Annotated in this window: 13 protein-coding genes and 1 tRNA gene; 1 reads left to right on the top strand and 13 read right to left on the bottom strand. The window is 74.2% G+C overall.

Features of this window, described 5'->3' with window-relative positions; genetic code table 11:
* Positions 1–37 precede the first annotated feature (37 nt).
* From ACFU0Y_RS13685 to ACFU0Y_RS13665, 5 genes are all read right to left on the bottom strand, one after another.
* Positions 38–562 (bottom strand): bifunctional nuclease family protein, encoded by a 525-nt coding sequence (locus ACFU0Y_RS13685; protein WP_380215078.1) that lies wholly within the window; start codon positions 560–562, stop codon positions 38–40.
* 1 nt (position 563) lies between these two features.
* Complete coding sequence (locus tag ACFU0Y_RS13680) at positions 564–1,310, bottom strand: MerR family transcriptional regulator (RefSeq protein ID WP_380215077.1); 747 nt, start codon at positions 1,308–1,310, stop codon at positions 564–566.
* 9 nt (positions 1,311–1,319) lie between these two features.
* The gene (locus tag ACFU0Y_RS13675; RefSeq protein ID WP_380215076.1) at positions 1,320–1,775 is read right to left on the bottom strand and encodes an FHA domain-containing protein; all 456 of its coding nucleotides are present in this window, start codon (positions 1,773–1,775) and stop codon (positions 1,320–1,322) included.
* A 190-nt stretch (positions 1,776–1,965) separates the two neighbouring features.
* The gene (gene gcvH, locus ACFU0Y_RS13670; protein WP_380215075.1) at positions 1,966–2,352 is read right to left on the bottom strand and encodes a glycine cleavage system protein GcvH; all 387 of its coding nucleotides are present in this window, start codon (positions 2,350–2,352) and stop codon (positions 1,966–1,968) included.
* 95 nt (positions 2,353–2,447) lie between these two features.
* Positions 2,448–3,446, bottom strand: a complete 999-nt coding sequence (locus ACFU0Y_RS13665; RefSeq protein WP_380215074.1) for an adenosine deaminase — start codon at positions 3,444–3,446, stop codon at positions 2,448–2,450.
* Positions 3,447–3,634: 188 nt separating this feature from the next.
* Between ACFU0Y_RS13665 and ACFU0Y_RS13660 the strand changes: the two genes are divergently transcribed.
* Positions 3,635–4,555 carry a PfkB family carbohydrate kinase gene (locus ACFU0Y_RS13660; protein ID WP_380215073.1) on the top strand — a complete coding sequence of 307 codons (921 nt, stop codon included), beginning with the start codon at positions 3,635–3,637 and terminating at the stop codon, positions 4,553–4,555.
* A gap of 78 nt (positions 4,556–4,633) precedes the next feature.
* Here ACFU0Y_RS13660 and ACFU0Y_RS13655 read toward each other — a convergent pair.
* The 8 genes from ACFU0Y_RS13655 to ACFU0Y_RS13620 all read right to left on the bottom strand — a co-directional run bounded on the left by ACFU0Y_RS13655 (position 4,634) and on the right by ACFU0Y_RS13620 (position 11,835).
* Positions 4,634–4,707 (bottom strand) — tRNA-Pro (locus ACFU0Y_RS13655).
* Between the two features lie 79 nt (positions 4,708–4,786).
* Positions 4,787–6,346, bottom strand: coding sequence for a ribosome biogenesis GTPase Der (gene der / locus ACFU0Y_RS13650; protein WP_380215072.1), 1,560 nt, complete (start codon positions 6,344–6,346; stop codon positions 4,787–4,789).
* Between the two features lie 62 nt (positions 6,347–6,408).
* Complete coding sequence (gene cmk / locus ACFU0Y_RS13645) at positions 6,409–7,146, bottom strand: (d)CMP kinase (RefSeq protein WP_380215071.1); 738 nt, start codon at positions 7,144–7,146, stop codon at positions 6,409–6,411.
* Positions 7,143–8,267 (bottom strand): prephenate dehydrogenase, encoded by a 1,125-nt coding sequence (locus ACFU0Y_RS13640; RefSeq protein ID WP_380215070.1) that lies wholly within the window; start codon positions 8,265–8,267, stop codon positions 7,143–7,145. Before ACFU0Y_RS13640 ends, cmk begins: the two co-directional genes overlap by 4 nt.
* Positions 8,268–8,276: 9 nt before the next feature.
* The gene (locus ACFU0Y_RS13635; RefSeq protein ID WP_380215069.1) at positions 8,277–9,407 is read right to left on the bottom strand and encodes a pseudouridine synthase; all 1,131 of its coding nucleotides are present in this window, start codon (positions 9,405–9,407) and stop codon (positions 8,277–8,279) included.
* Positions 9,408–9,416: 9 nt separating this feature from the next.
* Complete coding sequence (scpB, locus tag ACFU0Y_RS13630; protein ID WP_380215068.1) at positions 9,417–10,031, bottom strand: SMC-Scp complex subunit ScpB; 615 nt, start codon at positions 10,029–10,031, stop codon at positions 9,417–9,419.
* Positions 10,028–10,942 (bottom strand): segregation and condensation protein A, encoded by a 915-nt coding sequence (locus ACFU0Y_RS13625; RefSeq protein ID WP_380215067.1) that lies wholly within the window; start codon positions 10,940–10,942, stop codon positions 10,028–10,030. Before ACFU0Y_RS13625 ends, scpB begins: the two co-directional genes overlap by 4 nt.
* Positions 10,942–11,835 carry a ParA family protein gene (locus ACFU0Y_RS13620; RefSeq protein ID WP_017833723.1) on the bottom strand — a complete coding sequence of 298 codons (894 nt, stop codon included), beginning with the start codon at positions 11,833–11,835 and terminating at the stop codon, positions 10,942–10,944. The genes ACFU0Y_RS13625 and ACFU0Y_RS13620 overlap by 1 nt, the downstream gene beginning before the upstream one ends.
* Positions 11,836–12,037: the final 202 nt, after the last annotated feature.

The following is a 12,037-nucleotide window of genomic DNA, read 5'->3' as shown; positions in this document are numbered from 1 at the left end:
CCCGGACCCCGTGTCGGGCGGCGCGGGCGGGAACGGCTCAGAAGTCCTCCGGGTCGACGTTGTCGAGGAAGTCGCGGAACTGCTCGACCTGTGTCTCCGGGGGCAGCTGCGGCTCCCCCTCCCCGGTGCGGGGGCCCGGCTCCCGCAGCTCGCCGTCCCCGCTCATCACGAGACCGGCCTCGTCGAGGACGGTCTCGGTGCACAGGATGGGGCAGTCGGTGCGGGCCGCGAGGGCGATCGCGTCGGAGGCGCGGGAGTCGACGACCGTTCCGTCCGAGAACTCGAGCGCGGCGTGGAAGACGCCCTCCTCCACCGTGTGGATCCGCACCCGGGTGAGCGTGCGCCCGAACGCGGTGGCCACCGACAGGACGAGGTCGTGGGTCAGGGGTCGCGGTGGCTCGATCCCCTGGACGGCGAACACGATGGACGTCGCCTCGTTGGTGCCGATCCAGATGGGCAGGTGCCGCCCGCCCTCGACCTCGCGGAGCACGACGACGGGCTGGGCCGACGGCACGTCCATGCGGACGCCCGCGATCTCCATCAGGACCTGGTGCACGGCCATGTCAGCCCTCCACCGCGGCCCGCTCCTGGAGCGCGTCGATCTCCGACCGCACGAGCGAGGTGTGGATGGTGAGGCACAGTCCCGAGATCTCCTGGGCGCGCTCGACGGCCCGGGCTCTCGAGGCGGCGTCCCGGCGGGAGGTCAGCGGTGCCACCGCTCGCTCCACGAGGCCCAGCTCGCGGTCCGCGGCGGCCTTGAACGGGCGGAGGTGGCGCGGCTCCAGACCGTGGGCCGTCAGGGCGAGGGCCGCCCGGGTGATGGCCAGGGCGTGGTCGTCGAAGGCCCCGTTCTGCTCCCGGATGAGCCCGTAGCTGACGAGCTCCCGCACGAGCGGGACGCCGGCGCCGGTGCGGGCCGCGAGCTCCCGCAGGCTGTAGCTGCGGGGCGCGCTGACGACCGGCAGGGGGGCGGTGACGGGGTCGGCGGCCCCCGCGGCGCGCCGGGCGTCGTCGGCCCGGGCGTCCTCGTCGGCGTCCAGGCGCTCCCGGATCACCTTCAGCGGGAGGTAGCGGTCGCGCTGGAGCTCCAGGATCCGGCGCAGCCGGTCCACGTCCGCGCGCGAGAACTTGCGGTAGCCTGACGCGGTGCGCGCCGGGTGGACCAGGCCCTTGTCCTCCAGGAAGCGCAGCTTCGAGGCGGTGATGCCGGGGTGGTCCTCGCCGAGCTCCTTGAGCACGGCGCTGATGCCCACCCGGGGCTCGTGCTGGACGTCGTCCCGGTGGGGATCGGTCTCCGCGGGGTCGGTCATGGCTCCCTTCTACTGGTCCGACTGCGGGCGCAGCGAACGGTAGAACGTGAACCGGAACTTCCCGATCTGGACCTCGTCGCCGTTGTCCAGCCGCACGCTGTCCACGCGGTCGCCGTTGACGTAGGTGCCGTTCAGCGAACCGGAGTCGATGATCTCGAAGGTCTCGCCGCGCCGGACGAACCGGGCGTGCCGGCGGGACACGGTCACGTCGTCCAGGAAGATCTCGGAGGACGGGTGGCGTCCCGCGGGGACCTCGTCCCGGTCCAGGAGGAAGCGGGACCCGGAGCCTCCGCTGTCGTGGGCGACGAGCAGGGCGCTGCGCGGCGGCAGCGCGGAGACCGCGGAGCTCTCCTCGGGGGAGAGCTTGTGGGACGCCGCGTGCGAGAGGACCTCGGCCACGATCTGGATCGACGTGGTCTCCGGCTCCCCCTGGGGTGCGTTCGAGCCGTTCTGGGTTCTGGACATCTCTTCCCTCGACTGGTGACGTGATGGTGGACGGATCCTGTGGGACCCTACCCCGCGACCTCCTGTCCCGGCGGTTTCCGGGCGACCGGCCGGAGCCACCCGGGTGCTCCTCAGTGTACCGGGTGGTGGAGACACGCAGCGGCGGCCGGGACACGTCCCGGCTCGCCCTCGGTCAGGGGCCCTGCGCGGGTCAGTCGAGCTGGGCGGCGTACCCCTCGGCGTCGAGCAGCCCGGCGCGGTAGTCCTCGTCGGCGGGGCGGACCTCGAACAGCCACCCCTCCGCGTAGGGGGCGGAGTTCACGGTCCCGGGCTCGTCCTCGAGGGTCTCGTTGACCGCGGTGACCTCGCCGGAGACGGGGGCGAAGATGTCGCTGACCGACTTGGTGGACTCGATCTCGCCGACGGCGGCGCCCGCCGCCACGGTCTCCCCGACCTCGGGCAGCTGCACGAACACGACGTCGCCCAGCTCGCTCTGCGCGTGGTCGGTGATCCCGATGCGCACCGCGCCGTCGGCGTCGGCGCCCGCGATCCACTCGTGCTCGGCCGTGTAGGACAGGTCGGCGGGAATGCTGCTCATGGGGTCACTCCTGGTCCGGCGGGTGCGGTCGGCTCGATTATGGCACAGTGCCCGCCGGTCGCCCCGGTGTGCGGCACGCCCCGGGTGCCGGGCGCTCAGCGCCTCTCCCACGCGGTGATCTCGGCGTGGATGGCGTGCTTGCGCTCCGGCCCGGCGAAGGACGCGTCCACCGAGTTGCGGGCCAGGGCGGCCGCCTGCTCGTCGGTCAGGCCCAGCGCGTCGCGCAGGCCCTGGTACACGTCGCCGACGTACCCGCCGAAGTAGGCCGGGTCGTCCGAGTTGACCGTGACCAGCAGTCCCCGCTCGAGCATGTCCAGGACGGGGTGGTCGGCGAGGGTGTCGACCACCCGCAGCCGCACGTTGGACAGCGGGCACACGGTGAGCGGCACCTGCTCCGCCACGAGCCGGTCCACGAGCTCGGGGTCGTGCAGGCACTGGATGCCGTGGTCCACCCGCTCCACGCGCAGCACGTCCAGCGCCTCCCGGACGTACTCGGGGCCGGCCTCCTCCCCCGCGTGGGCGACGACGTGCAGCCCCGCCGCCCGTGCCCGTGCGTAGACCTCTGCGAAGAGCCCCGGCGGGTGGCCGACCTCGGCCGAGTCGAGGCCGATGCCGTCGATCCGCGCGAGCTGGTCCCCGAGGGAGTCGAAGAGCTCCACGGCCTCCGCGGCGGGCCGGTCCCGCAGGAAGCACAGCAGCAGCGTGCTGGTGAGTCCGAGCTCGGCCCGGGCGACGTCGAGGCCCGCGCGGATGCCGTCGACCACCGTCGCCAGCCTCACGCCGCGGGCGGTGTGCGCCTGCGGGTCGAAGAAGACGTCGACGTGCCGCAGGCCCTGCGCGGACGCCCGCTCCAGGTAGGCCCGGGTGAGCCGTTCGAAGTCGGAGGCGTCGCGCAGCACCGCCATCGTGGCGTAGTAGAGGCCGAGGAACGAGGACAGGTCCTCGAAGTCGTACCGGCGCCGCAGCTCCTCGACGGATCCGTAGGGCAGCGCCACCCCGTTCTTGGCGGCGAGCTCGAAGGCGAGCTCGGGCTCGAGGGTGCCCTCGATGTGCAGGTGCAGCTCCGCCTTGGGCAGGGTGTGCAGGTCGGTCACTCCGGCGCTCCTTCGTGGTCGGCCCCGGGGCCGGGGCGGTCGGCGTCCCGTGCAGTGTATGCGCCGCGGACCGCGGCGGTCCGCGCACGCCCCCTCCGGGTCGCCCCGGGCCTCGCGGGCGCCCCCGGCACCGCGGCCCGGGGTGCTCTAGGCTCGCGAGCGGAACCGCTGGGAGGAAGGAGATCCGGATGTCCGGTGTCGTGGTGGTCGGGCAGGTGGGCCGGGACCTGGTGCTGACCGTCGAGGAGCTGCCCGGGGCGGGTGGTGCGACGGACGTGCTCGCGCGCCGGGAGCTGCTCGGCGGCAAGGGCGCGAACCAGGCCGTGGCGTGCCGTCAGCTCGGGGCCGAGGTCGACCTCGTGGGTGTCGTGGGCTCCGACCCCGCCGGGGGCGAGGTCCTCGCGCAGGCGGCGGCCGACGGGATCGGCGTCGGCGCCGTGGTGCGCCGGTCCGGCGTCCCGACCGCCCTGCTCGTGGACCTGGTGGGACCGCCCGGGGTCCGCCGGCTGCTGGAGGACGTGGACGCCGGGGTGCTGCTCACCGCCGGGGACGTGCGCTCGAGCCGGGAGCTGCTGCGCGCGGCGGACGCGGTCCTGGTCCAGCTGCAGCAGCCGGGGCCGGCCGTGGCGGAGGCCCTGGACGCGGCCGCCGCGGGGGATGCGCTGACGGTGGCCGACGGGGCCCCGGCGGACGGGGCGTCGCGCCGGCTGGTGCTGGACACCGCGCACGTGGTGCGCGCGGACACCGCCGAGGCCGAGGCGCTGGTGGGCTGGGCGCCGCAGGACGTGGCGGGGACCGTGCGGGCCGCGGAGTCGCTGCTCGCGGAGGGTCCGCGCGTCGTCGCCCTGGCGACCGGGGAGGGCGACGTGGTCGCGTGGCCGGGCGGGCACGTGGTGCTGCCCCACCTGGGCGAGGACCCCGTGGACCCCACCGGGGCGGGCGACGCGTTCGTCGCCGCGCTCACCGTGGCGCTGCTGCGCGGCGAGGGCCCGGAGTCCGCGGCCTGGTGGGCCGCGGCGGCGGCGGCCGATGTGGTCGGCACCGCCGGTGGCCGGCCGGCCCTCGACCTCGACCGGCTGCGCGCGGCGGCGGACCGGGCCCGGCGCTAGGCCGTCCGGACCGTGAGACTGCCTGGGACGAGAGAAGGCCGGTGGTCCGCGTTCCCGCGGTCCACCGGCCTCGAATCGTCGGGCTGACAGGATTTGAACCTGCGACCCCTTGACCCCCAGTCAAGTGCGCTACCAAGCTGCGCCACAGCCCGAAGTGCTCAGTGCGTTCCCGCGCCGAGCACTCGCATCACATTACAGCAAGCTCCGGCGGAATTCATCTCGGCGGGCGCCTCAGCGCTTCCGGCTCCGCTTCTCCCGCACGCGCATGGACACCTCGATGGGGGTGCCCTCGAACCCGAAGGTCTCGCGGAGGCGGCGGGTGATGAACCGCCGGTAGCCGGGGTCGAGGAAGCCCGTGGTGAACAGCACGAAGCGCGGCGGGCGGGAGGAGGCCTGGGTGCCGAAGAGGATGCGGGGCTGCTTGCCGCCACGGACGGGGTGCGGGTGGGCGGCCACGATCTCGCCGAGGAACGCGTTGAGCCGCCCCGTGGGGACGCGGGTGTCCCACGAGTCCAGGGCCGTCTCCAGTGCGGGGACGAGCTTGTCCTTGTGCCAGCCGGTCTTCGCCGAGACGTTCACCCGCGGCGCCCACGCCACGTGGGCGAGGTCGCGGTCGATCTCCCGCTCGAGGTAGTAGCGCCGGTCCTCGTCCATGAGGTCCCACTTGTTGAAGGCGAGCACGAGGGCGCGGCCGGAGTCGACGGCCAGCTGCAGGATGCGCACGTCCTGCTCGGAGAGCACCTCGTCCGCGGCCAGCAGCACCACGGCCACCTCGGCGCGCTCGAGGGCGGCCTGGGTGCGCAGGGAGGCGTAGAAGTCCGCGCCCTGGGCCATGTGCACGCGGCGGCGGATGCCCGCGGTGTCGATGAAGCGCCACGGCTTGCCGCCCAGCTCGATCAGCTCGTCCACGGGATCGCGCGTGGTCCCGGCCAAGGGGTCCACGACGACGCGCTCGGAACCGGCCAGCTTGTTGAGCAGCGAGGACTTCCCCACGTTGGGGCGCCCGATGAGCGCCACGCGGCGGGGGCCGCCGGTCAGCTCGGTCTCGGCCACCGCGGAGAACTCGGGGAGCACCTCCATGACGGCGTCGAGGACGTCGGCGGCGCCGCGCCCGTGCAGGGCGGACACCGGGTGCGGCTCCCCCATGCCGAGGGACCAGAGGTAGGTGGCCTCGACCTCGAGCTGCGGGGAGTCCACCTTGTTGGCGACGAGGATCACCGGCTTGCGCACCTTGCGCAGCATCTTCACGATGGCCTCGTCCGCGGCGGTGACGCCCACGGTGGCGTCGAGCACCAGCAGCACCGCGTCGGCGAACTCCACGGCCATCTCGGCCTGCTCGGCGACCCGGGCGTTGATGCCCTTGGCGTCGTACTCCCAGCCGCCGGTGTCCACGAGGGTGAAGTTGCGTCCGGCCCAGGTGGCCCGGTAGGAGACGCGGTCGCGGGTCACGCCCGGGGTGTCCTCCACCACGGCCTCCCGGCGGCCGAGGATGCGGTTGACGAGGGTCGACTTGCCGACGTTGGGCCGGCCCACGATGGCGAGCACCGGGGCGGGCCGGCGCGCCGGCGCCCGGTCCCCGTCCTCCGCCCACTCGGCGAGCAGCGCGGCGTCCTCCTCGTCGAGCTCGTAGTCCTCGAGCCCGGCCCGCAGCACCTGCGCGCGCTGCTCGGCCTCGTCGTCGTCGATGGCCGCGAGCCGCTGGGCGACGTCGTCCGTGGTGCCGCCGAGGATCTCGGCCTCGTAGGGGTCGTGGGCGGTCTCGTGCGCGGAGTTCTCGGGGTTGCCGGTCATGGCTGTCCTTCGCTGGGCCGGGTGCGGCCGGTCGGGGTGCGGAAAATGTCGGGGGGGGTGGTCTAGAGGGCGCGTCCTGTCGCCCGGACCACCACGTCGATGACGGCCTGCACCGTCTGTTCCACGGTGAGCTCGGAGGAGTCGATCGTCACGACGCCGTCGGCGGCCTCGGTGAAGTTCACGACCGTGGCGTCCTTGGCGTCCCGGCCCACGACGCGGGCGCGCAGCTGCTCGGCGTCCTCGACGCCGCCGTTCTGCAGGCCGCGGCGGGCCATCCGGGCGCGCTCGTCGGCGGTGAGCAGGATCCGGGCGTCGGCGTCCGCGGCCACCACGGTGGTGGTGTCCCGGCCCTCGGCGACGATCCGCCGCCCGCTGTCCGCGATGAGCTCCTGCTGGCGGGCCACCAGCACCGCCCGCGCCGCCGGGTTCGTGGCCACGGCGCTGACCGCCTCCGTCACCCGGGCGCCCCGGATCTCGGCGCCCACGTCGGCCCCGCCCACGAACACCAGCTCCCGGTCGGGATCGGTGCCCTGGGCCAGCGGGAGGTCGCGGGCGGCCCGGACCACGGCGTCGCGGTCGGAGAGGTCCACCCCCCGGTCGAGGCACCACCAGGTGAGGGCCCGGTACATCGCGCCCGTGTCCAGGTAGGCGAGGCCGAAGCGGCGGGCCACCTCCTTGGACACGCTGGACTTCCCGGAGCCGGAGGGCCCGTCGATGGCGACGACCAGCTGCCGTCCGTCGGCGGCCGGCGCCCCGGTCCCGGGGGCCGCGCTGCGGGCGGTGTTCGTTCCGGTGTTCACTGCACGACCTTCCATCCGCGCTCCTGGAGCGCCTCGACGAGTTCCTTGCGGCGGTTGGGCAGCACGGAGACCTCCACGAGGCCCACGGGCTGTCCCGGGGAGTGCTCGAGGCGCAGGTCCTCGAGGTTGACGCCGATCTCCCCGATCTCGGTGAGCAGCCGGGCGATCTGCCCGGGGACGTCCCCGACCAGCACGGTCAGGGTCGCGAAGGCGCGGGGCGCGCCGCCGTGCTTGCCCGGGATGCGGGCCCGGCCCGCGTTGCCCTCCGCCATGAGCTGGGCGATGTCCAGCCGGGCGCCGGGGGCCTGCGGGGCCTCGAGGGTGGCGATGAGCCGGTCGAGGTCCTCGCGCACCCCGTGCAGGGACGCCACCACGGGAGCGGCGTTGGCGGAGAGGATCTGCACCCACAGGCCGGGGTCGGAGGCGGCGATGCGCGTGGTGTCCCGCAGCCCCTGTCCCGCGAGGGACAGGTGGTGCAGCGGGGTGTCCTGCAGCCGGGAGGCCAGCAGGGAGGACATCACCTGTGGCAGGTGGGAGATCAGCGCCACGGTCGCGTCGTGCTCGCGGGCATCCATGAACGTGACGGTCGCCCCGAGGTCCACGGCCAGGTTCTTCGCCGCGGCGAGGGCCGCGGGCGCGGAGCGGCCCGAGTCGCACACGACCCAGGGCATGGACGTGAACAGCTCGCCGCGGGCGGCCACGGGGCCGGAGCGCTCCCGTCCGGCCATGGGGTGGGTGCCCACGTACCGGGTGAGGTCCCCGCCCAGGGCCCGCACGTCCTCGAGCACGGCCTCCTTGACGGAGGCGATGTCGAGCACGACCGCCTCCGGGTGGCGTGCCAGCGCGTCGACCACCGTCTGCGCGGTGACGTCGGGCGGGGTGGCGACGACGACGAGGGCCGGCTCCGGGAACCGGTCCTCCCCCGCCGCGCGGCAGGAACGGCCCGCGCCGATGTCCTGGGCCACGGCCTCGGCGGTGGGCGAGGAGTCCTGCAGCCAGACGTCCACGCCGAGGTGGCGCAGGCCCAGCCCGATGCTGGCGCCGAGCAGGCCGGCGCCGACCACGAGCACGGGCCCGGAGGTCGCCGCGGGGGCCGGCGGCGCGGAGGGGGTCTGCGTCACGGGTGCTCCCTACATGCCCACCGAGGCGAGGAGGTGCCCGACCTCGGTCTTCGACAGGCGGCGGATGGTCCCCTGGCGCTGGTCCCCGATCCGGATGGGGCCGACCTCCGTGCGCACGAGCTTCTCGACCGGGTGGCCCACGGCGTCGAAGAGCCGGCGCACGATGCGGTTGCGCCCCGAGTGCAGGACGACCTCCACGAGCAGGTGGCCGGGGGTGGAGTCCACCAGCCGGAAGGAGTCGACCGAGGCGATGCCGTCCTCGAGCTCGATGCCGGCCTTCATGGCCGCGCCGATGCCCTTCTCCATGGGGCCGCGGACCTGCACGAGGTAGGTCTTGGGGACCTCGTAGGAGGGGTGGGTGAGCCGGTTGGTCAGCTCCCCGTCGTTGGTCAGCAGCAGCAGGCCCTCGGTCTCGACGTCGAGGCGGCCCACGTGGAAGACGCGCTCGTTCTTCTGCTGGTTCAGGTAGTCGGCCACGCACGGCCGGCCCTCGGGGTCCTCCATGGTGGAGAGCACCCCTTCGGGCTTGTTGAAGGCGTAGTAGACCAGGTTCTCGTCGAGCTGGACGCGGACGCCGTCGACGTGGATCTCCACGGTGTCCGGGTCCACCCGGATGCCGAGCTCCGTGATCGTCTCCCCGTTGACCTGCACCCGGCCGGCCTCGATCATCTCCTCGCACACCCGCCGCGAGGCGACACCGGCCTGGGCCATCAGCTTCTGCAGCCGCACCCCCTCCGGGTCGTGCTGGTCCAGCCGGTCCACGGGCGGGTTCTTTGGCCGCCGCTTCCGGTGCGGCGGGCGGTACGGGGTGGCGGGCATCCGCCGGGCGCTCTTCTCCGAGGACGCGAACGGCCGGGGTCCGCGGTCCTGGCCGGCGCCCGTCGACGAACCGCCCTTGCCGCCCTTCGCGGCACCGCTCCTGTCGGCAGCGCTCTTTCCGGCACCGCCCTTGCCGGCACCGCCCTTGCCGGCACCGCCCTTGCCGGCACCGCCCTGGACCGGGCCGCGGCCGGGGGCGCCCCGGCCGCCCTGGGAGGACGTGCCGCCCTGGCCGGTCCGGGGCCTCTGGCCCCCCTGCGAGCCGGCGGCGCGGCGGCCGCCGGGCCCGGGGCGGCCGGATGATGAACGTGAAGTGGCCATGGTGGTGTCTCAGTCCTCGTAGTGGTCGATCTGGTCGATGCCCGGCAGATGAGGGGCGATGTCGGGGAGCTCGTCGAGCGAGCCGATGCCCATCTTCTCCAGGAAGTACGTGGTGGTGCCGTAGAGCACGGCGCCGGACTCCCCGTCCCGCTCGAGCTCGCGGATCAGGCCCCGCTGCACGAGCGTGCGGACGACGCCGTCGACGTTGACCCCGCGGATCGCGGAGACGCGTCCCCGGCTCACGGGCTGACGGTAGGCCACGACGGCCAGGGTCTCCAGGGCCGCCTGCGACAGCCGGGAGGTCTGTCCCTCCGCCACGAACGCGGAGACCACGGGGGCGAACTCGCTGCGCGAGTGGATCCGCCAGCCGGCACCGGTGCTGCGCAGCTCGAAGCCGCGCGGCGCCAACGTCCCATCATACCCCGGATCCGCGGCGACGCCGTCGTACTCCGCGCGGAGCCGGTCCAGGACACGCTGCACGGAGGCGGCCGGGACCACGAGGGCGGCGGCGATCTCGTACTCGCTGACGGGCTCGGCGGCGACCATCAGGATCGCCTCGACGGCGGCCCGCAGGCCGCCGGGCAGCGCCTCGAGGTCCGGTCCGTCCTCGGCCGCGGAGCTCATGCCGGAGCCCCCGAGGCGGCCGGCACCTGGCCCCGGAACTCCTGCCGGGCGGGGACCCCGCCCCCGGAGCCCGCGGGGTCCCCGGCGTACTCGGCGTCCTCGGCCAGCCGGTCGGCGGTCCATCCGGTGCCCGCCCCGGTCCAGCGCACGGTCAGCTCGCCCAGCGGCTGCTCCTGGACGAGCTCGAGGACCGCGTCGCGGTACATCTCGAGCAGAGCGAGGAACCGCACGACCACCGCGAGGGTGGAGCCGGCGTCCGCGACCAGCGCCCGGAAGGAGCGCGGAGCGCCGTCCTCGAGCAGACCGGCGAGGACCTCGGCCTCGTCCCGGACCGTGACGACCGCCCCGTGCAGGTGGTCGACCCCGACCTCCGCGGGCGCCCCGGGGCGGGGCACGAACACCGAGCGGGCGATCTCGGCGAACTGCTCCGGCGTGGTCCGCCAGTCGAGCTCGGGCAGCACGGCCGCCACCTCCGGATCGAGCGGCACCGACCGGGGCAGCCGGGTGGACTCCGCCCGCATCCGCTCGTCGAGCAGGACGGCCACCTCCTTGAACGCCTTGTACTGCAGCAGGCGCGCGAAGAGCAGGTCCCGTGCCTCCAGCAGGGCCACGTCCTCCTCGTCCTCGACCTCGCCGCGCGGCAGCAGCCGGGCGGCCTTGAGGTCCAGGAGGGTCGCGGCGACCACGAGGAACTCGCTGGCCTCGTCGAGCGCACGGGTCGAGCCGACCTCGTGCAGGGCGCGCACGTACTGGAGGAACTCGTCCGTGACGGTGGCCAGCGCGATCCGGGTGATGTCCAGCTCGTGCTTGGCGATCAGGGAGAGCAGGACCTCGAAGGGTCCCGCGAAGTCCTCCAGCTGCACCGCGAAGCCGCCGGGTCCCTCCGGGACCGGCGGCTCCCCGGGGTGCATCAGGGCGCGCCGCCGCGCGAGATGAGCTCCCGCGCCAGCTGGCGGTAGGACTCGGCGCCCTGGTGGGCCGTGGCGAAGGAGAGGATGGGCTCGGCGGCCACCGTGGCGTCCGGGAACTTCACGGTGCGCTTGATGACGGTGTCGAAGACCTTGTCGCCGAAGGCGTCCACGATCCGGGCCATGACCTCGCGGGAGTGCAGGGTGCGGGAGTCGAACATCGTGGCGAGCACGCCGTCGATCTGCAGGCGCGGGTTGAGCCGGTCCTGGACCTTCTCGATCGAGTCCACGAGCAGCGCCACGGCGCGCAGGGCGAAGAACTCCGCGATGAGCGGGATGACCACCCCGTGCGCGGCGGTCAGCGCGTTGACCGTCAGCAGCCCCAGCGAGGGCTGGCAGTCGATGATGATGACGTCGTAGTGCTCCTCGAGCTTGCGCAGCGCGCTGGCCAGCACCTGCTCCCGGGCCACCTCGGTGACGAGCTGCACCTCGGCCGCGGAGAGGTCGATGTTGGCGGGGAGCAGGTCCACGCCCTCGACGTCCGTCTCCTGGACGACGTCCCAGACGTCCACGGAGCGGTCCATCATGACGTTGTAGACCGTCAGCTCCAGCTCGTGGGGATTGGCGCCGAGACCGGCGGAGAGCGCGCCCTGCGGGTCGAAGTCGACGAGCAGGACCTTCCGGCCCAGCTCCGCGAGCGCCGCGCCCAGGTTGATGGTCGAGGTGGTCTTGCCGACCCCGCCCTTCTGGTTGACCATCGCGATGATCCGGGCGGGCCCGTGGGTGGAGAGCTCGGGCGGCTCGGGGAAGTCGCGCGCGGGACGGCCGGTCAGGCCGACGGTTCCCGTCCCGGCCTCGCCCGTGCCGGGGTTCCTCTCGTCGCTCTGCTGGCTCACTCGTGGCACCGCTCTTTCGTTCGGGGTCGCGCTCGGGCGGACCGGCCCCGGGCACGGGGCGGCCCGGGCCGGACGGGCCGACCTGGGGTTCTCCTGGACTCGATCAGCTACCAGGGTACCGCCGCCGCCGGGTCGCCCCGAATTCCCGGGCCGCGGTGGAGCCGGCGGACGACGACGGCCCGTGCCCGGCGCGCCCCGGAGG

Origin of the sequence: Kocuria sp. NPDC057446 (assembly GCF_042802875.1) — a bacterium.
GTDB lineage: Bacteria > Actinomycetota > Actinomycetes > Actinomycetales > Micrococcaceae > Kocuria.
The sequence above is the reverse complement of the archived record's forward strand: the minus strand, read 5'-3'. Positions and strand labels throughout refer to the sequence as shown.

Bases quoted from the DNA above. Each gene is read 5' to 3' on its own strand.
- ACFU0Y_RS13625 (WP_380215067.1), bottom strand. From the start codon at position 10,942: ATGCACCCCGGGGAGCCGCCGGTCCCGGAGGGACCCGGCGGCTTCGCG.
- ACFU0Y_RS13685 (WP_380215078.1), bottom strand. From the start codon at position 562: ATGGCCGTGCACCAGGTCCTGATGGAGATCGCGGGCGTCCGCATGGAC.
- gcvH (WP_380215075.1), bottom strand. From the start codon at position 2,352: ATGAGCAGCATTCCCGCCGACCTGTCCTACACGGCCGAGCACGAGTGG.
- ACFU0Y_RS13675 (WP_380215076.1), bottom strand. From the start codon at position 1,775: ATGTCCAGAACCCAGAACGGCTCGAACGCACCCCAGGGGGAGCCGGAG.
- ACFU0Y_RS13680 (WP_380215077.1), bottom strand. From the start codon at position 1,310: ATGACCGACCCCGCGGAGACCGATCCCCACCGGGACGACGTCCAGCAC.
- scpB (WP_380215068.1), bottom strand. From the start codon at position 10,031: ATGAGCTCCGCGGCCGAGGACGGACCGGACCTCGAGGCGCTGCCCGGC.
- ACFU0Y_RS13660 (WP_380215073.1), top strand. From the start codon at position 3,635: ATGTCCGGTGTCGTGGTGGTCGGGCAGGTGGGCCGGGACCTGGTGCTG.
- der (WP_380215072.1), bottom strand. From the start codon at position 6,346: ATGACCGGCAACCCCGAGAACTCCGCGCACGAGACCGCCCACGACCCC.
- ACFU0Y_RS13635 (WP_380215069.1), bottom strand. From the start codon at position 9,407: ATGGCCACTTCACGTTCATCATCCGGCCGCCCCGGGCCCGGCGGCCGC.